Source organism: Pseudomonas sp. MG-9, assembly GCF_018729515.1.
Taxonomy (GTDB): domain Bacteria; phylum Pseudomonadota; class Gammaproteobacteria; order Pseudomonadales; family Pseudomonadaceae; genus Aquipseudomonas; species Aquipseudomonas serboccidentalis.
In genome coordinates this window covers 187,713-205,927 of sequence record NZ_JAHHZH010000011.1, presented here as the reverse complement: position 1 = coordinate 205,927, position 18,215 = coordinate 187,713, and the positions used below count along the sequence as shown (strand labels likewise).

General features: G+C 60.8%; 18 protein-coding genes. 12 read left to right on the top strand and 6 right to left on the bottom strand.

Annotated elements, in window-relative coordinates:
- Positions 1–52: 52 nt before the first annotated feature.
- The gene (locus tag KKQ10_RS25815) at positions 53–2,377 is read right to left on the bottom strand and encodes an FdhF/YdeP family oxidoreductase (RefSeq protein WP_102359126.1); all 2,325 of its coding nucleotides are present in this window, start codon (positions 2,375–2,377) and stop codon (positions 53–55) included.
- A 357-nt stretch (positions 2,378–2,734) separates the two neighbouring features.
- Here KKQ10_RS25815 and moaA point away from each other — a divergent pair, with 357 nt between their 5' ends.
- Entirely contained in the window at positions 2,735–3,733 is a 999-nt protein-coding gene (gene moaA / locus KKQ10_RS25810) for a GTP 3',8-cyclase MoaA (protein WP_127651524.1), read from the top strand.
- 35 nt (positions 3,734–3,768) lie between these two features.
- Complete coding sequence (locus KKQ10_RS25805; RefSeq protein WP_215502704.1) at positions 3,769–4,668, top strand: bestrophin family protein; 900 nt, start codon at positions 3,769–3,771, stop codon at positions 4,666–4,668.
- Positions 4,669–4,987: 319 nt separating this feature from the next.
- On the opposite strand, the gene KKQ10_RS25800 is transcribed toward KKQ10_RS25805, so the two are convergent.
- The gene (locus KKQ10_RS25800) at positions 4,988–6,193 is read right to left on the bottom strand and encodes a molybdopterin molybdotransferase MoeA (protein ID WP_127652667.1); all 1,206 of its coding nucleotides are present in this window, start codon (positions 6,191–6,193) and stop codon (positions 4,988–4,990) included.
- Positions 6,190–6,729, bottom strand: coding sequence for a molybdenum cofactor biosynthesis protein B (gene moaB / locus KKQ10_RS25795; RefSeq protein WP_025111335.1), 540 nt, complete (start codon positions 6,727–6,729; stop codon positions 6,190–6,192). The genes KKQ10_RS25800 and moaB overlap by 4 nt, the downstream gene beginning before the upstream one ends.
- A 285-nt stretch (positions 6,730–7,014) precedes the next feature.
- Here moaB and KKQ10_RS25790 point away from each other — a divergent pair, with 285 nt between their 5' ends.
- The 8 genes from KKQ10_RS25790 to KKQ10_RS25755 all read left to right on the top strand — a co-directional run bounded on the left by KKQ10_RS25790 (position 7,015) and on the right by KKQ10_RS25755 (position 15,042).
- The gene (locus KKQ10_RS25790; RefSeq protein ID WP_127652666.1) at positions 7,015–7,914 is read left to right on the top strand and encodes a LysR family transcriptional regulator; all 900 of its coding nucleotides are present in this window, start codon (positions 7,015–7,017) and stop codon (positions 7,912–7,914) included.
- A 223-nt stretch (positions 7,915–8,137) separates the two neighbouring features.
- Positions 8,138–8,980, top strand: a complete 843-nt coding sequence (fdhD, locus tag KKQ10_RS25785; RefSeq protein ID WP_127652665.1) for a formate dehydrogenase accessory sulfurtransferase FdhD — start codon at positions 8,138–8,140, stop codon at positions 8,978–8,980.
- Complete coding sequence (moaC, locus tag KKQ10_RS25780) at positions 8,977–9,462, top strand: cyclic pyranopterin monophosphate synthase MoaC (RefSeq protein WP_127652664.1); 486 nt, start codon at positions 8,977–8,979, stop codon at positions 9,460–9,462. Before fdhD ends, moaC begins: the two co-directional genes overlap by 4 nt.
- Positions 9,459–9,710, top strand: a complete 252-nt coding sequence (locus tag KKQ10_RS25775; protein ID WP_127652663.1) for a MoaD/ThiS family protein — start codon at positions 9,459–9,461, stop codon at positions 9,708–9,710. Before moaC ends, KKQ10_RS25775 begins: the two co-directional genes overlap by 4 nt.
- A 2-nt stretch (positions 9,711–9,712) precedes the next feature.
- Positions 9,713–10,174: a molybdopterin synthase catalytic subunit MoaE gene (moaE, locus tag KKQ10_RS25770; RefSeq protein ID WP_127652662.1), complete on the top strand. Its 462-nt coding sequence runs from the start codon at positions 9,713–9,715 to the stop codon at positions 10,172–10,174.
- A gap of 239 nt (positions 10,175–10,413) precedes the next feature.
- The gene (gene chrA / locus KKQ10_RS25765; protein WP_215502703.1) at positions 10,414–11,757 is read left to right on the top strand and encodes a chromate efflux transporter; all 1,344 of its coding nucleotides are present in this window, start codon (positions 10,414–10,416) and stop codon (positions 11,755–11,757) included.
- Positions 11,758–12,243: 486 nt separating this feature from the next.
- Positions 12,244–13,608, top strand: coding sequence for a glutamine synthetase family protein (locus KKQ10_RS25760; protein ID WP_215502702.1), 1,365 nt, complete (start codon positions 12,244–12,246; stop codon positions 13,606–13,608).
- Positions 13,609–13,758: 150 nt separating this feature from the next.
- On the top strand, positions 13,759–15,042 hold the full coding sequence (locus KKQ10_RS25755; protein ID WP_215502701.1) for an NAD(P)/FAD-dependent oxidoreductase: 1,284 nt from the start codon (positions 13,759–13,761) through the stop codon (positions 15,040–15,042).
- A gap of 168 nt (positions 15,043–15,210) precedes the next feature.
- On the opposite strand, the gene KKQ10_RS25750 is transcribed toward KKQ10_RS25755, so the two are convergent.
- Together KKQ10_RS25750 and KKQ10_RS25745 are read right to left on the bottom strand one after the other, a co-directional pair.
- Positions 15,211–15,996: a DeoR/GlpR family DNA-binding transcription regulator gene (locus KKQ10_RS25750; protein ID WP_215502700.1), complete on the bottom strand. Its 786-nt coding sequence runs from the start codon at positions 15,994–15,996 to the stop codon at positions 15,211–15,213.
- A gap of 163 nt (positions 15,997–16,159) precedes the next feature.
- The gene (locus KKQ10_RS25745) at positions 16,160–16,402 is read right to left on the bottom strand and encodes a hypothetical protein (RefSeq protein WP_215502699.1); all 243 of its coding nucleotides are present in this window, start codon (positions 16,400–16,402) and stop codon (positions 16,160–16,162) included.
- A gap of 56 nt (positions 16,403–16,458) precedes the next feature.
- Between KKQ10_RS25745 and KKQ10_RS28500 the strand changes: the two genes are divergently transcribed.
- The gene (locus tag KKQ10_RS28500; protein ID WP_252191756.1) at positions 16,459–16,923 is read left to right on the top strand and encodes a hypothetical protein; all 465 of its coding nucleotides are present in this window, start codon (positions 16,459–16,461) and stop codon (positions 16,921–16,923) included.
- Positions 16,924–16,961: 38 nt separating this feature from the next.
- Entirely contained in the window at positions 16,962–17,534 is a 573-nt protein-coding gene (locus KKQ10_RS25735; protein ID WP_127652594.1) for a hypothetical protein, read from the top strand.
- A gap of 110 nt (positions 17,535–17,644) precedes the next feature.
- Here the strand turns inward: KKQ10_RS25735 and KKQ10_RS25730 are convergent, their stop codons facing one another.
- Entirely contained in the window at positions 17,645–18,163 is a 519-nt protein-coding gene (locus KKQ10_RS25730; RefSeq protein WP_215502698.1) for a transporter suffix domain-containing protein, read from the bottom strand.
- Between the last annotated feature and the right edge of the window lie 52 nt (positions 18,164–18,215).

The following is an 18,215-nucleotide window of genomic DNA, read 5'->3' as shown; positions in this document are numbered from 1 at the left end:
GCGTGAACGCCTGCAGCCAGTCAAATTGCTATGGTTTTTTATGAGTAGCGGGTCAGGCCACCGACGACGGGATCAGGTTGCTGACCTTGGCCGCTTCGAGGCGAATCGCGACGAATTTCGAGGTCGGCGTGTAGGTCCGGTCGCCGTAGCTTTCCAGCGGCACCAGCGGATTGGTTTCCGGGTAGTAAGCAGCCGCCTGACCGGGCGGAATGTCGTAGGCGATCAGGGTGAAACCGCTGACCCGACGCTCACGGTCGTCATTCCACAGCGCCACCAGATCGACCTTCTGCCCCGGTTCGAAACCGAGCCGCTGGATGTCCTGTTCGTTGGCGAAGATCACGTCGCGCATGCCGTAGACCCCGCGATAACGGTCGTCGAGGCCGTACAGCGTGGTGTTGTACTGATCGTGCGAACGCATGGTCTGCAGGATCAGATGCGGCTTGACCGGCAGGTTGCGCACGCCTTCGCTGATCAGGTGTTCCGGCAGCACGCACGGGGTGAACTGGGCTTTGCCGGATTCGGTGTTCCAGACCCGGTCCGAGGCGTCGTTGCCAAGGTGGAAGCCACCCGGGGTCAACAGCTTCTCGTTGAAGTTCTCGAAACCCGGAATCACGTCGCCGATCAGGTTGCGGATGCGCCCGTAGTCGCCCACGACCCACTCCCAGTCGATTGGATGTTTGCCCAACGTGGCGGCGGCAATCCCGGCAATGATCGCCGGCTCGGACTTCAAGTGCGCCGACTTCGGTTTCAGTTGACCGAACGACAAGTGCACCATGCTGAAGGTGTCTTCCACCGTCACGCCTTGCGGGCCTTCGGCCTGGATGTCGATGTCGGTGCGACCGAGGCACGGCAGGATCAACGCGTCACGCCCGGTCACCAGATGGCTGCGGTTGAGCTTGGTCGAGATGTGCACGGTCAGGTCGAGTTTGCGCATCGCTTCGTGGGTGCGCGGGGTGTCCGGTGTGGCTTGGGCAAAGTTGCCGCCCAGACCGATGAACACCTTGGCCTCGCCACGCTCCATGGCACCGATCGCCATGACGGTGTTGTGGCCGTGCATGCGCGGCACTTTGAAGTTGAAGCGGTTTTCCAGTGCGTCCATCAGCTCCTTGGGCGCCAGTTCGTTGATGCCCATGGTGCGGTCGCCCTGCACGTTGCTGTGACCGCGCACCGGCGACAGACCGGCACCCGGACGACCAACGTTGCCGCGCAACAGTTGCAGGTTGATGACTTCCTGCAGGGTCGGCACCGAGTGCACGTGTTGGGTCAGGCCCATGGCCCAGCACATGATCACGCTCTTGGCGCGGCCATACATGCGCGCCGCCAGTTCGATGTCGTGCAGCGGCACGCCGGACTGTTCGAGGATGTGCTCCCACGAAGTCGCATCGACTTCCGCCAGATAGCTGTCCAGACCCGAGGTGTGCTCGGCAATGAATGCGTGGTCAAACACCGGTTCGCCGCCGCTGGCCTGGGCTTCACGCTCCCACTGCAAGAGGAACTTGGCCATGCCGCGAATCATCGCCATGTCGCCACCCAGCGCCGGACGGAAGTACGCGGTGTTGGTCGCTTCCCAGCCGTTGCTGAGCATCTCGATCGGGTTCTGCGGGTTCTGGAAACGTTCCAGGCCACGCTCCTTCAACGGGTTGATGCACACCACTTGCGCGCCGCGTTTCACCGCTTCACGCAGCGGTTCGAGCATGCGCGGGTGGTTGGTGCCGGGGTTCTGGCCGATGACGAAAATCGCGTCGGCGTGGTGCAGGTCCTCGTAGACCACGGTGCCTTTACCAACGCCGAGGGTCTCGCCCATGCTCACCGCACTGGCTTCGTGGCACATGTTCGAGCAGTCGGGGAAATTGTTGGTGCCAAAGGCGCGGACGAACAACTGGTAGAGAAACGCCGCTTCGTTGCTGGCCCGGCCCGAGGTGTAGAACTCGGCCTCGTGCGGCGATTTCAGGCCCTTGAGGTGTTCGGCAATCAGCGCGAACGCCTCTTCCCAGGTGGTTTCCACATAGCGGTCGATCCGCGCGTCGTAACGCATCGGATGAGTCAGGCGGCCCTGATATTCCAGCCAGTAATCGCTCTGTTCAGCCAGGCTCGACACCGTGTACTTGTTAAAGAACGCCGGATCGACCAGGCGCCCGGTGGCCTCCCAGTTCACCGCTTTGGCGCCGTTCTCGCAGAACTTGAGCATGCTCGCGCCGGGGGCTTCACCCCACGCACAGCCCGGGCAGTCAAAACCGCCGTTCTGGTTGGTCTTGAGCATGGCGCGGATGTTTTTCAGGGCGTTTTCACTGCCCAGCCAGCTTTTGGTCAGGCTGATGACAGCCCCCCAACCTGCAGCGGCACCCTTGTAAGGTTTGTAACGGTCGACTTGTGACATGGGACATCTCCATGACGATGCACACAGGCGTGAACCTGATCTTGGTTAAACAGCGACGGCCGATTTTGCACAGCAATAAAGCGGTCGTTTCAGTTGCCGGAGCAAGGATATGAACCGATACAAAATATTGTCTAATCGCTATTTATGACCACACTATCGAAAGCGTCTATCACGGCTAAAAACCCTTTATTTACGGGGCCTTGCGAAACTAAAGCGGAAACTTTCAATGAAAAACAATTCATCATCGACGCCATCAATCAGCCGTTCATTAACAGTGATTGGACGCCCTCTGAAGTTGCCCATAACCTGCGCCAACTTGTTCCGTTAATGCGGATTTCTCACTCCTGCGAGGCTGTCATGTCAGAGCGTGTCTTGATCGATGGTTACAACCGCCGCGTCGACTATCTGCGCATGTCGGTCACCGACCGCTGCGACTTCCGCTGCGTCTATTGCATGGCTGAAGACATGCAGTTTCTGCCGCGCCAACAGGTACTGACGCTGGAAGAGATCTATCAACTGGCGCAGAGCTTCGTGGCACTGGGCACCCGCAAAATTCGCCTGACTGGCGGCGAGCCGTTGATTCGCCCGGGCGTGGTCAAGCTGTGCGAGCAGATCGCCGCCCTGCCCGGCCTGCGCGAACTGTGCATGACCACCAATGGCTCGCAATTGGGCAAACTCGCGGCGCCGCTGTTCGACGCCGGGGTCAAACGCCTGAATATCAGCCTCGACAGCCTCGACCCCGAGCGCTTCAGGCAAATGACCCGCACCGGTGATCTGGCGCAGGTGATCAGCGGCATCGATGCCGCGCGCAAGGCCGGTTTCACCCGAACTAAACTCAACGTCGTGGTGATGCAGGGGCGCAACGATCAGGAGATCAACGATCTGGTGAGCTTCGCCATCGACCGCCAGCTCGACATCTCCTTCATCGAGGAAATGCCGTTGGGGATCATCAGCGAACACAGCCGGGCGGAGTCGTTTTTCTCCAGTGCCCAGGTACGCGAGAAAATCGCCGAGCGCTACACCCTGATCGACTCCGCCGAGTCGACCCAAGGCCCGTCGCGCTACTGGCGCGTGGCCGAGGCGCCGGACATTCGCCTGGGCTTTATCTCGCCGCACAGCCACAATTTCTGCGGCACCTGCAACCGCGTGCGGCTGACCGTCGAAGGTCGCCTGCTACTGTGTCTGGGTAACGAGCATTCGGTGGATCTCAAAGCCGTGCTGCGCGCTCATCCGGGGCAACCGCAGCGGCTGGAGAAAGCCATTATCGAGGCGATGAAACTCAAGCCGTATCGGCACAATTTCGAAGTGAACGACGACGTCCAGGTCGTGCGCTTCATGAACATGACCGGCGGCTGAGCCGCCCTCACCCTGCGTAACCGGGATCGCCCAGCATGATCATCAGACCCAAGGTCAACCAATTCGCCATCCTCTTCACCCTCAAGGGTTCGATTGCCAAACGCATCGCCCTGCGCACCCTGATGGTCACCCTGCTGGCCTCGGCCATCGTCCTGATTGAAATGCTCCATCCGAGCAACTTCACCAAGGTCAACGCCACGCCGTTCACCCTGCTCGGGCTGTCGCTGTCGATCTTCATGAATTTTCGCAACAACGCCTGCTACGACCGCTGGTACGAAGCGCGCAAAGCCTGGGGGGATGTGCTCGTACACATTCGTTCGGTGATCCGCGAAACCCATGTCATCCGCGAATCGGTGCAGCGCCAGCCGTTGCTGCTCAATCTCTGCGGGTTTGCCCATGCGCTGAATGCGCGGTTGCGCCGGGAAAGCGAAGCGGCGGCCAGCAGCGCGTGGATCACGCCGAAACCGGACGAGCAGACCCCGGACTACAGCGGGCGGATTTTGCAGCAGGTCGGTCAGCAGTGTTCCGACCTGCACCAGAGCGGCGAACTGACCGAGTGGCGCTACATGCTCCTGGCCAATCACCTGACCAGCCTGACTCAGGCGCAAGCGGTGTGCGAACGGATCAAGAACACCCCGCTGCCCTTCCCCTACACCTTGCTGCTGCACCGCACGATCTACCTGTTCTGCATCCTGCTGCCCTTCGCCATGGCCGAGCCGCTGGGCTGGCTGACGCCGTTGTTCACGGCGATTGTCAGCTACACGTTCTTTGGTCTGGATGCGATTGCCGATGAACTGGAAGACCCATTCGGCCGCGACGAAAACGACCTGGCGACCGACTCGCTGGTGCGCACCATCGAGCGCGACATCCTCAGCGAACTGGGCGTGACCGACCTGCCGCCGATGCTGCTGCCGGTGGACTATGTGCTGAGCTGACCCCGATCCCCTGTAGGAGTGAGCCTGCTCGCGATGACGGTGGCACAGTCAGCCTCTGCGTTGACTGATCGACCGCTATCGCGAGCAGGTTCACTCCTACAGGTCTGAAGTACATCCACAAAATGGTTGAGCACCACAAATCCAACTGTGGGAGACCTGACGCCGATGCTGCTGCCGATGGACTATGTGCTGAGCTGACTCCGATCCCCCTGTAGGAGTGAGCCTGCTCGCGATAGCGGTTAACCAGCCAACGCATATATTGACTGCGTCACCGCCTTCGCGAGCAGGCTCGCTCCCACAGGTTTGATTGGTGTTGGGGTCAGAAAAGTTCGCTGAAGGGAATGAAGCGCAGTGCGTCGCCGATGCGGTGGGTGCTGTTTTCCGGTACTTCCACCAGGCCATCGGCCCAGGTTGCACCGAGCAGGACGCCGGAGCTTTGATTCGGGTACAGCACCGCACTCCCCGCCTCCAGCCGCACCCGCAGGTATTCGCGGCGGCTGCCAGCCTTGCTCCAGTCGAACCCGGCGCTCACCGCGAAGCTCAGCGGCATGACGTCTTCCACGCCCTGGATGCGCAGCAGATATGGCCGCGCCAGCAGGCCGAAGGTCACCAGTGCCGAGGTCGGATTGCCCGGCAGGCCGATCACCGGCACCGTGCCGAAATGGCCCACGGTCAACGGTTTGCCAGGCTTGATCGCGAGCTTCCACAGCAGCGGTTTGCCGTCCTCGCGCAGCACCTGCCCGAGGCAATCGGCATCGCCGGCAGACACGCCGCCGGTGGTCAGGATCAAGTCGGCCGCCACTTGCAGTTGTTCAAGCTTGAGCCGCGTCTGCGCCGGGCGATCCGGGAGAATCCCGGCGTCGATCACCTCGCAGCCCAGCTCACGCAACCAGTGACCGAGCAACACACGGTTGCTGTTGTAGATGCTGCCGGGGCGCAGCGGCTGGCCCGGTTCGACCAGTTCATCACCAGTCGACAACAGCGCCACGCGTGGGCGACGCACCACGTGCAACTGCGCCAGCCCTTGCCCGGCAGCGACTGCCAGTTCGAATGGCCCAAGGCGTTTGCCGGCGCGCAGCAGGATATCGCCAACGCGATTTTCCTGGCCTTGTGCGCGAATGTTCTGCCCTGCCTTCAGCGGCTGCAAAAAGCCCACGCGGCCGTCCTCCAGCACTTCGACGTTTTCCTGCATCTCAACACTGGTGGCGCCGGGCGGCAGCGGTGCGCCCGTAAAAATCCGCGCGCAGGTGCCAGGCAGCAATGCGTCCGGCGCCAGCCCGGCGTAGACCTTTTGCGATACCTTCAGCGGCTGGCGATGCAAGTCAGCGAGATTGAGCGCGTAACCGTCCATGGCACTGTTCGGCCATGGCGGCAGGTCGAGCGTCGCCACCAGATCGCTGGCCAACACCCGTCCGCGCGCATCGTCGAGCGGTAACAGTTCGCTGTCAGCCAGACGTTGCTCATTGGCCATGCCCAGCAATTGGTCGAGGGCATCCTCGACCGGCATCAACGGTGCCTTGCTCATCCGCGTGGCCCACAGGCTTGCACTGCCTTGAGGTGTGGCACGAAGTTGCACGGGCGATGACGGTTATCCAGTTGCTCGGCGAGAATGCCTTCCCACGCGGTGCGGCAAGCACCGGTCGAACCCGGCAGGCAGCACACCAGCGTGCCGTTGGACAACCCGGCCAGCGCTCGGCTTTGCACGGTGGACGTGCCGATGTCGAGAATCGAAATGGCGCGGAACAACTCACCGAAACCATCGATCTGCTTGTCGAGCAGGCAAGCCACTGCTTCCGGTGTGCTGTCGCGGCCGGTGAACCCGGTGCCGCCGGTGATCAGTACCACCTGAATATTGTCGTCGGCAATCCAGTGCGCAACCTGGGCGCGAATCTTGTACAGATCATCCTTGAGCAGATTGCGCTCACTCAGGGTATGACCGGCCTCCAGCAGACGACTGACCAGCAACTGGCCCGAGGTATCGCTGGCGTAATCGCGGGTATCGCTGACCGTCAGCACAGCAATGTTCAGGGGGACAAACAGGGCATCCGCTTTCGCGCTCATGGGACTCTCCGGCAGTAGTTAATCACATTGCCCAGCAGCCTAAGTGCCACTTATGAATACTGTCTAATCACTCTAACCAACCACATTATCGACCGGCTCTATCGGTGCCGTTGACCTCGACCAAAGCCTTTGAAATCATGGGCGATAGAGCTGATCGATAGGCTTTTCAATACTTCCGATTGGACGAATGGACAGTCAAATGAGATTGTCGCGCCTCGCGTTTTTCGTGCGCTGCGCGCATCTGCGTCAATACTCATTCCAATTTCTCAACGAGCAGGTGCCATAGTGGACATCAAACAACTCAAGTTCCTGATCGCACTGGATGAAACCCGACACTTCGGCCAAGCCGCCGCACGCTGCCATATCACCCAGCCAACCCTGTCGATGCGTCTGCGCAACCTGGAAGATGAGCTGGACCTGGTGCTGGTCAATCGCGGCCAGCGCTTTGAAGGTTTCACTCAGGCCGGCGAACGGGTGCTGGCCTGGGCCCGCACACTGTTGGCTGCCCATGACGGCTTGTTCGCCGAAGCGGCGGCGTGCCGCGGGCAACTGGTGGGTAGCCTGCGCCTGGGGTTGGTGCCGTTGAGCAGCTTCAACCCGGTCAATTACATTCAGGGTTTGTCCGCGACTTACCCCGAGCTGAAATTCAGTCTGTCGTCGCTCAGTTCCAACGAGATCATCGAGGGGTTGGGCAACAACCAGCTCGATCTGGGCGTGTGCTATCTGGACCACGTCAACCCGAACTACTTCGAGTTTTTCGAGATCGGCGAAACCCGCGTCGGGCTGCTTTACGACAACCGTCACTTCCATTTCGAAGGCTCGGAAATGAGCTGGGAAGACGCCGCCGAACTGCCGCTGGGGATGATCACCACTGGCATGCATTACCGCAAATCCATCGACTTGAGTTTCCGCAGTCGCGGGCTCAATCCGCAGCCGATTCTGGAGAGCGATTCGACCTATCAGCTGTTGCAGGCGATTCACCAGGGTTTCTGCTGCTCGATCATGCCGCTGGACAGCGGGCTGGAACAGCCGATCGAACATTTGTCGTTCATGCAGTTGCCGGATGCCAGCGTGCTCGCGCCGCTGGGGCTGGTGATGCGCAAGACCGAGCCGCGTTCGGCGATTGCCGAGAAGTGTTTTGCCGAGGCGCGCAAGTTGTTCGGGGTTGAGGCTCCTGCCGAATAGGTGATGTTGGCTGTAAGGACGCCATCGCGAGCAGGCTCACTCCTACATTTGGAATGCGTTCTCCTGTAGGAGTGAGCCTGCTCGCGATGAGGCCAGAACATGCAATCGCGGACCTTTGAAATCGGTGATCGACCAACCCAATCACCAGATCAGAACAAGCGATTGGACGCACTTTTAACTCCCCCGTAGCCTGAACTCACTTCAGCGCTTCGGGACTTTCAAGATGCTGTGCCAAGTTGATCCAACTGCCGAACCGGGCGATGCCAACGCCCCCGCGCCGCAACCGTCACAAGTGGCGTTTCGCGAATACCTGCCGCACGCCCCGCTCTCGCACGCCGCCCTGGCCGCGGAAATCGCCCTGGCGATCACCTTCAATGGCCTGAGCCAGGCAGTGATGATGGTCTCGCCCGGCAACCTCGAAGACTTCATCCGGGGCTTCAGCCTGAGCAACGCGATCATCGACAGTGTCGACGAGATCTACGACATCCGCCTGAGCCATTTCGATCAGGCCTGCCAGGCTGACGTGCAGATTTCCAGTCGCGCCTTCTGGGCGCTGAAGGATCATCGTCGGCAGATGGCCGGCACCAGCGGCTGCGGCATCTGTGGTGTCGAAGCGCTGGAGCAGGCGTTGCCGCAACTGGACATCCTGCAACCCTGCGCACTGCCGCCGGCTGCGCATTTCGACGGTATCCGCCAACGCATCGAACAGGCCCAGCAACTGGCCCGCAGCAGCGGCGCCCTGCACGCTGCGCTGTACTTCGATGCCAACGGTAAAGCGCTGCTGTGCCGTGAAGACATCGGCCGCCACAACGCCCTCGACAAGCTGATCGGCGCGCTGCACCTCGCCGAAGTCGATGCGCGCCAGGGCTTCGTGGTGGTCACCAGCCGTTGCAGCCTGGAACTGATCCACAAAGCGGTGCGCGCCCGCCTCGGCACCCTCGTCAGCCTGTCCGCCCCGACGGCGTTGACCGTGCGCTGGGCGCTCAAGCACAGGCTCAATCTGATCCACGTCCCGCACCGCAACGCCCCCCGAATCTACAGCCCGATCCAGGAGCTTTCGCCATGAGCAACACCCTCACCCACCTCGACGATCAGGGCCGCGCCAACATGGTCGACGTCAGCGACAAGGCGCCGACCCGCCGCGAAGCCAGCGCGCAAGCCTGGGTGCAGATGCGCCCGGAAACGCTGCAGATGATCCAGGCCAACGGCCACCCCAAGGGCGATGTCTTCGCCGTGGCGCGGATCGCCGGGATTCAAGCGGCCAAGCGCACCCACGAGCTGATCCCGCTGTGCCACGCGCTGCTGCTCAGCTCGATTCACGTCGAACTCAAGGCCTGCGAACCGGACCGCGTGCAGATCACCAGCACCTGCCGCCTCACCGGCCAGACCGGGGTCGAACTCGAAGCGCTGACCGCCGCCAGCGTCGCGGCGCTGACCATTTACGACATGTGCAAAGCGGTGGACCGGGCGATGGTCATCGGCGACATCCGCCTGCTCAGTAAACAGGGCGGACGCTCCGGACACTTTCAATGGGAGGACGCGCAATGATCCTGATCAACTACTTCGCCAGCTACCGTGATCGCCTCAATCTGGGCGGCGAAAAAATCCCCCTGAGCAACGACCTGACCAGCATCGAGGACGTGCGGCTGATGCTCATGGCCCGTGGTGAGGAATGGCGCGAAGTGCTCGGCGCCGGCAACCTGATGTGTGCGTTGAATCAGGAGCTGTGCCAACCGAGCGCAGCCATCGAAGACTTCGACGAGATCGCGTTTTTTCCACCGGTCACCGGGGGCTGAGCATGACGGTACGAGTCCAGCATAAAAGTTTCGATGTCGGCCAGTTGACCGCCGACTTGCATGCGCGTAATCCACGGGTCGGCGCAGTGGTGAATTTCATCGGCTACGTGCGCGATCTGAACATCCGCCAAAGCGTGAATGAGCTGTTCCTCGAACACTATCCGGGCATGACCGAAAAGGCTCTCGAACAGATCGCCCGAGAGGCCCGCGAGCGTTGGCCGCTGCTGGGGGTGGAGATTGTGCATCGGGTCGGTGCACTGTCTGTCAGCGAGCCGATCGTGTTCGTCGGCGTCAGCAGCAAGCACCGACACATGGCGTTCGAAGCCTGCGCCTTCATCATGGATGTGCTCAAGACCCGTGCGCCGTTCTGGAAGCGTGAGAGCACGCCGCAAGGCGCACACTGGGTCGAGGCGCGCAAGAGTGATCAGGATGCGGCGCTGCGCTGGAGCCTGGCGCATGCCTGAAGATCAAGAGCCCCTCACCCTAACCCTCTCCCGGAGGGAGAGGGGACTGATTGGGGGATATTGAAGAAATTCACCGAATCGAAAGATTGGCTCTGAATCCATAATCGACTCAATCTTCAGGTCGATGGATAACGCCAGACACCTCGGTCGGCCCCCTCTCCCTCTGGGAGAGGGCTGGGGTGAGGGTTGAAATTCTGATTAGATAGCAACTCCGCCAGGATTAAATTCCGGAGTCTCGTTTGAGCACAGCGCCCAACAACCTGCCCCGCCCCGATCCCGTCACGCTGCGCCAGGCCTGGCGCTTCTGGCTCAAGCTCGGCTGCATCGGTTTCGGCGGCCCGGCCGGGCAGATCGCGATCATGCATCAGGAACTGGTCGAACGTCGGCGCTGGATCTCCGAGCGGCGGTTCCTGCATGCGCTCAACTACTGCATGTTGCTGCCCGGCCCCGAGGCCCAGCAACTGGCGACCTACATTGGCTGGTTGTTGCATCGCACCTGGGGCGGGGTGATTGCCGGGGCGCTGTTCGTGCTGCCGTCGCTGTTCATCCTGATTGCCCTGTCGTGGGTGTACATCGCGTTCGGCGATGTGCCGGTGGTGGCCGGCGTCTTCTACGGGATCAAACCGGCGGTGACCGCGATTGTGTTGCACGCAGCCCATCGCATCGGCTCGCGGGCGTTGAAAAACAGTTGGCTGTGGGCCATCGCCGGGGCGTCATTCGTGGCGATTTTTGCCTTCAACCTGCCGTTCCCGCTGATCGTGCTCGGTGCGGCGTTGCTCGGTTATGTCGGCGGGCGACTGGCGCCGCAACGCTTCGACAATGGCGGCCAGCGCAGCAGCGCCAAATCCTTCGGTCCAGCGTTGATCGATGACGACACGCCGACACCCGAACATGCGCGTTTCAGCCTGCCGAAGCTGTGGCGCTTGCTGTTGGTCGGTGCAGCGCTGTGGTGTTTGCCGATGGCGCTGCTGACCACGCTGTTCGGCTGGGACGGCACGTTCACGCAAATGGGCTGGTTCTTCACCAAGGCCGCGCTGCTGACCTTTGGCGGCGCTTACGCGGTGTTGCCGTATGTCTATCAGGGCGCCGTCGGGCATTACGCCTGGCTGACGCCGACGCAGATGATCGACGGCCTCGCGCTGGGCGAAACCACACCCGGGCCGCTGATCATGGTGGTGGCGTTTGTCGGTTTCATCGGCGGTTACGTGCAACCGGCGTTCGGTGCGGAATATGCGTTCGCCGCCGGCGCACTGGCGGCGACGCTGGTGACCTGGTTCACCTTCCTGCCCTCGTTTCTGTTCATCCTCGCCGGCGGGCCGCTGGTGGAGTCGACCCACAACGAACTGAAGTTCACCGCACCGCTGACTGCCATCACCGCTGCAGTGGTCGGGGTGATTCTCAACCTGGCGTGTTTCTTCGCTTATCACGTGTTCTGGCCGAGCGGTTTTGCCGGGCACCCGGATCTGTTTTCGATCGGGCTGGCGCTGCTGGCCGCGCTCGCGCTGTTCATTTTCAAACGCGGGGTGATTGAAGTGTTGATCGTTTGCGCGCTTGCCGGGCTGGGCTTTCACCTGCTGCGCTGAGCGTCGATCAATGGTACAGGGGCGCAATCATCGGTTTACACACCAAAGGATTGCCCCTTACTATCCGGGCACACCGGTCGGCGGGCCTGCCCCACCACCGACGTTTTCCGCCAACGGAAACACGCGTTATGAGTACGTCACCACAACAAGCAAAAATGTTGAACGTCTCCGCTGTGTGCGCCCTCTGTCACAGGGGCTGCGCATGAATCGCATCGTCAATCTCCCCATGGCCCTGCGCCGTTCCAAGCTGCGTCACTCCGCACGCCCGCCGGATATCTCCCTTTAATTCCTGATGCCCACCAGTTTCATTGCTGACACATGACCTGTGGCGAGGGGATTTATCCCCTCACCACAGGTTCAGTGTCACTTCCGGCTGCCGGGCATTAGCGGAATATTTTTTCTTTTTTTGATATCCCTGCCGGGACGCCCTCCATGCGTCCGGCCCGAGTCTGCGCGCCTGTGCGGCGCCATCGTGAGTGATTGATTATGAAATTCGCAGCCATCGAAGACGCACGTCAGTTCCTTGAACAGAACCCCGATATCGACATGATCGAGCTGTTCATCCTCGACGCCAACGGCGTGCCGCGCGGCAAGCTGTTGCACCGCGAAGAACTGCTCGCTGTATATGAAAGCGGTCGGCCGTTGCCCAGCACCATCCTCGGCCTGACCGTACAGGGTGAGGACGTGGAGAACTCCGGTCTGGTCTGGGACGTCGGTGACATCGACTGCCGCGCATACCCGCTCGAAGGCAGTCTGGTGCGCCTGCCATGGCGGCAGATTCCGACCGCCGCGGTGCAGGTCAGCATGCACCCGACCGAGGGCCTGCCGGCGAGCATCGCCGACCCGCGTCACCTGCTGATCAAGGTGATCGACAGCCTCAAAGCCGAGGGTTATCACCCGGTCATGGCCTGCGAGCTGGAGTTCTATCTGCTCGACGCCAAACGCGATCACAACGGCCGTCCGCAACCGGCGCTGGACGCCGACGGTGGTCGACCGCGACACACCCAGGTCTACGGTTTGCGTGAACTGGAGCAGATCGAACCGTTCCTCGCCGACCTCTACAGCGCCTGCAAGCTGCACGGCATTCCGGCGCGCACGGCGATCTCGGAATACGCCCCGGGCCAGGTGGAAATCACCCTCGAACACGGCGACGCGCTGCAGGCGATGGATCAGGCGGTGCGCTACAAACGCCTGGTCAAAGCCGTGGCGCACAAGCACGGCATGCAGGCGACGTTCATGGCCAAGCCGTTCGATGATCTGGCCGGCACCGGCATGCACATGCACGTCAGCCTTGCCGACGGAGAGGGGCGCAACCTGTTCGCCTCCGAGGACCCGGCCGGCACCCCGCTGCTGCGCACCGCAATTGGCGGCATGCTCGCCTCCCTGCTCGATTCGCTGCTGCTGTTCTGCCCCAACGCCAACTCCTACCGCCGGTTCCAGGCCAACAGCTACGCGCCATTGGCGCCGACCTGGGGTATCGACAACCGCACCGTCAGCCTGCGCGTGCCCGGCGGCCCGGCCAACACCCGGCACATCGAACACCGCATCTGCGGCGCCGACGCCAACCCGTATCTGGCGGCGGCAGCGATCCTCGCCGGGATCCATCGTGGCATTCGCGAAAACCTCGATCCGGGCGCACCGGTCGAGGGCAACGGCTATGCGCAAGCCAAGCAATTGCTGCCGACCGATTGGCTGACGTCGTTGCAGGCGCTGGAGAATTCTGCGTGGGCATGGGATGCCTTGGGGCAGGAATTTCTCGGGGTGTATCTGGCGGTGAAGCGCGCCGAATATCGGCAGTTCATGGCCGAGGTGGGTGAGCAGGATTGGCGCTGGTATTTGACCGAAGCCTGAAGACTCACCACTGATCCCCCTGTAGGAGTGAGCCTGCTCGCGATAACGATCTGTCAGTTAACACTGATTTGACTGACACACCGCTATCGCGAGCAGGCTCACTCCTACAGGGGATCGCGTACCGAATTCGAATTTTGTGTGGACACTGACATGACCCAACGCTGCAATTCCTACTACACCGCCACCCTCAATCAGGACACCGACTACCCGCCCCTGCAAGGCCGGCACCAGGTTGATGTGGTGATCATAGGCGGCGGTTTCACTGGCGTCGCCACCGCTGTGGAACTGGCCGAAAAAGGCCTGAAAGTCGCCATCGTCGAGAGCCACAAGATCGGCTGGGGCGCCACCGGACGCAATGGCGGCCAAGTCACCGGCAGCCTCTCCGGCGACGGCGCGATGCGCAAACAGATGCGCCCGAAACTGGGCGATGACGTCGACGATTTCATCTGGCACCTGCGCTGGCGCGGGCATGAAATCATTCAGCAGCGGGTCGAGAAATATGGCATCCAGTGCGACCTCAAGCACGGCCATCTGCACGCCGCCTACAAGCCGGGCCACATGGAAGGTCTACGCCAGGATTACCAGGAAGCCGTGCGCCGTGGGATGGCCGATGAGGTCAGTCTGCTCGACCGCAGCCAGGTGCGCGACCTGCTGCAAAGCGACCTCTACCACGGCGCAATCAAGAACACCCGCAACATGCACCTGCACCCGCTCAACCTGTGCATCGGCGAAGCGCGGGCGGCGCAAAGCCTTGGCGCGCTGATCTTCGAGAACAGCGAAGTGCTGGAGATCATTCACGGCCAGACCCCGGGCGTCAGAACCGCCCATGGCCAGATCGATGCCAATCAAGTGATGCTCGCTGGCGACGTCTATCACAAGCTCGAACCGGGCCAGCTCAAGGGCAAGATTTTCCCGGCCATGGGCGGCATCGTCACCACCGCGCCGCTGGGTGATCTGGCGCGGCAGATCAACCCCGAAGACCTGGCGGTGTACGACTGCCGTTTCGTCCTCGATTACTACCGCCTCACGGCCGACGGTCGTCTGCTGTTCGGCGGCGGTGCCAACTACAGCGGCAAGGACTCGCGAGACATCGCCGCCGAGCTGCGCCCGTGCATCGAGCAGACGTTCCCGGCGCTCAAAGGGGTGCAGATCGATTACCAGTGGAGCTGCGCGATGGGCATCGTGATCAACCGCATCCCGCAACTGGGCAAGCTCTCGGACAACGTCTGGTATTGCCAGGGCTATTCGGGCCACGGCATCGCGACGACGCACATCATGGGCGAAATCATGAGCCGGGCGATCACCGGGCAGCTGGAACAGTTCGACACCTTTGCCGGGTGCCAACACATTCGCGTGCCGATGGGGGATTTGCTGGGCAATCCGTTGCTGGCGGCGGGGATGTGGTATTACCAGATGCTTGAGCGCTTGCGCTAACACACCCGCCTCCCTGTAGGAGCTGCCGAAGGCTGCGATCTTTTGATCTTGTTTCTAAAAATCAAAAGATCGCAGCCTTCGGCAGCTCCTACCGGGTCATCGGTTCACTGAAGATCCATTGTAGGAGTGAGCCTGCTCGCGATGAGGCCCTCAGCCGCAATACAACAATCAGTCAGGCAACTGCTGCACCACAATCCCCAACCGCCGATAATCCTCGACACTGCCCGACGCCACATGCCGTTCGGTTATCAGCGTATGCAGGCGCGTACACGCAGCCACCACAAACGGCTCCACCGCCCCCAGCTTGTCCGCCGTGGTCACCGCAATCACCCGCGCCGCACTGTCGAGCAGGGCCTGCTTGACTGGCACTTCATCGAAATGCAGCGAGGTGATACCCACCTCCGGGTGAATCGCGCAGACGCCGGTAAACGCCAGATCCGCCTTGATCCCGGCCAGCATGCGCACCGCTTCATGCCCGCCGGCCGACATCGTGCGAGGGTTCAGTTGCCCACCGGCCAAAATCACCTTCACGCCCTTGTACTCGGACAAGGCAATGGCCGTCATCGGCGCGGCGGTCACCGCCGTAATCTGGATATCCGCGCGCAACGAGCGCGCCACCTGCAACGTGGTCGAGCCGGAATCGAACAGCACAATCTGCCCATCCTCGACCTCTTGCGCCGCCCGTTGCGCCAGGCGCACCTTCACCTCATCGGTCTCCTCCAGGCGGGTGAAGTAATCCTTGCCGGTGTCCTTGGGACGCGGCAACGCCCCGCCGTGCACGCGCTGCACCAGACCCGCATGGTCCAGTTCAGCGAGGTCGCGGCGGATGGTGTCTTCGGACACGGCGAAGTGCTGGCTCAACTCCGACGCCATGACTTTGCCGTCGCGTTCGAGGATCAGGAGGATTTTCTGCCGGCGCAGGGACGGCAGCTCGGTGACCGAATGATCGTGCATGGTTTTGCCTGTTTGTGCTTGTAGTTGCAGGTTTTGCCGAGACTAGCGAAAGCCACACGCAAACACAAACCGGCGGGTATCAATTGTTTCGATCATTGGAATCAACAAGCCGAATTTTTTCTTTGCATTGCGCGTGTTCAGAATGGCCTCACTTTAAAAAGGCTCAGGATGAACAGCTGATGAATCTCAATTTTGCGTTTGCGTGCATGATCGTCGTGTCTTTTGCGATTGCCCTGGGCCATGCTTGATCGGCCAGAACTGAAGCCGCCAGTTGCTGACGCAACCGCACCAGGTCGCGATACGAGAGTTCGCCCCAGAAAAGCGCCAGCTCTTTGCCGGATGATCTCAGTGGCAGGAACGCTTCCTGCCACGGACAAAAAAGGCGCCTCGCGCGCATAATGGCCAAAACATGGCACTTTCCGTATAACGCTAGCGAATCTACGTAAAAATGGTTCAAGTGTCATGAATCGTCTGACCATCACCCAACACAAATCGAAGTACAGCGCGGGGCATTACCCGACTTTTGCCATTGATGAGCTGCCGCTTGAAGTCTGGTTGCCACACCACAACCCGCAGGCCGAATTGCATCTGGTAGCAGCGCACTCAGGACTTTATTCCGATCAGGAAAACGAGTTGATTTGGGACCGTGCCTACTCAACTGCCCCCGGCTGGACAACGTTGCTGCCATTGCTGGTGTGCTCCGACGATCTGGACCTGAGCTGCAGTGTGATCGTAACCGAACAGTTCTCGGATGAAACCGTCATTCATTGGCAGCGTTTTGGCTTGCTAAAAGACCGCATTACCAGTGAAAACCCCGAAGTTGACTGGTTTCACAGCATCCCGTCAGTCACGTTTGCCAGGGCTGCGTTCATCAATGTTTTGGACAGCTTTCGCGAGATTGACGGAGTGAAAGTTGACTGGGACTGACTGCAACGCCTGAACATTTCATAACCATAGAGGCCGTCATGCAACAGCCCGTTAGAAACTTGAACTTAGAAAATATTGATTCGATTACGCAGTGGTTCAATCAAGAACTGGTGAGTATCGGCCAGTCGATCGTAGGCAAAAACGGAATCCCTCTCATGCTTGCATTGAAGCGCGATCGACTGGGCCACGGCCCCTACCCCGAAGTATCGTTGTTCGAGGCGGCCAACCGAATCATGTCTGATCTGGTGATTCTTCATGGCATCGCAGCGCTACTCAAGGGCGAGCATTTCCCTTTCAATGAATACATAGTCGAGTTCGGAAACGAAGACCGGAACGGCTTTGACATTCAGGCGTTCTCCGCGAATGCTAACCTCGCAGGAGAAGCTTTCAATGTGGCCCCTTCGTATTTCACTGGGAAGAAGAATGCCGCTCTAAGAAAACTGCGTGCCAAGGCAGTTGATGAACGCTACAAAATCATCATGTTCAACACCGAAGCGCGCTCAGGAAAGGCTATCAAGCCCGATGCTGGGGGCGCTTTTCAGATCGCCGTCGACATCGCCACCGGACAGGTGCAAATCACCCCACCGCTCAACGCGCTTCCGGGAGTTTGACTGCCCTCGCCACAGCGACTGGGGCTTTGTTTCACGCAAGCACCCAATCGCCCGCCGATATTTCTCATCCCGCTCCAAACCTCTGAGGGATCATATGGCATCGTATGCGCTTACTCGGAAATCACCTTCGCCGTGCGCACAAACAACGCATGCGCCTTGTCCCAGAAGTTGCCGCCGAGCACGAAGAAACTGCCGATGAACATCAGGTCACCGAGCAGTTGCATCTGCCACAGATTGGGGCGCACTCCCGGCCAGAAGTTATCGAAATACGGTTCCAGGAACGCCGTCAGCAGCGGCAGCCAGAACATCACCACACCGATCCGGTGTCGCATCGGCCCGACCTGATCAACCGGCGTCGGAATGATTCCCGACACATAGCTGCCGATCTTGCGCTTGAGTTCGGCAAAGCCGGCCTTGCCCATCACCGCGATCACCAGCAGCAATAGCACCTTGTTGCTGATAAACAGCACCCCGGTCAGCGCCGCGACTTTCGAGCCGGGTACATCGAGGCTGGCGGCGATTGGCACCATCAGCCACGAGCCGAGCATCAGGCAGATGATCACCACACCGGCCTTGAAGCGCCAGGTGGCAGGGGGAGTCGGTACAACCGAATCCTGTGAGGTGTCCATGGTTTCGTACCTTTTGATCGAGGGCGCGGGTCGGTTGAGGAGCGCTTGAAAA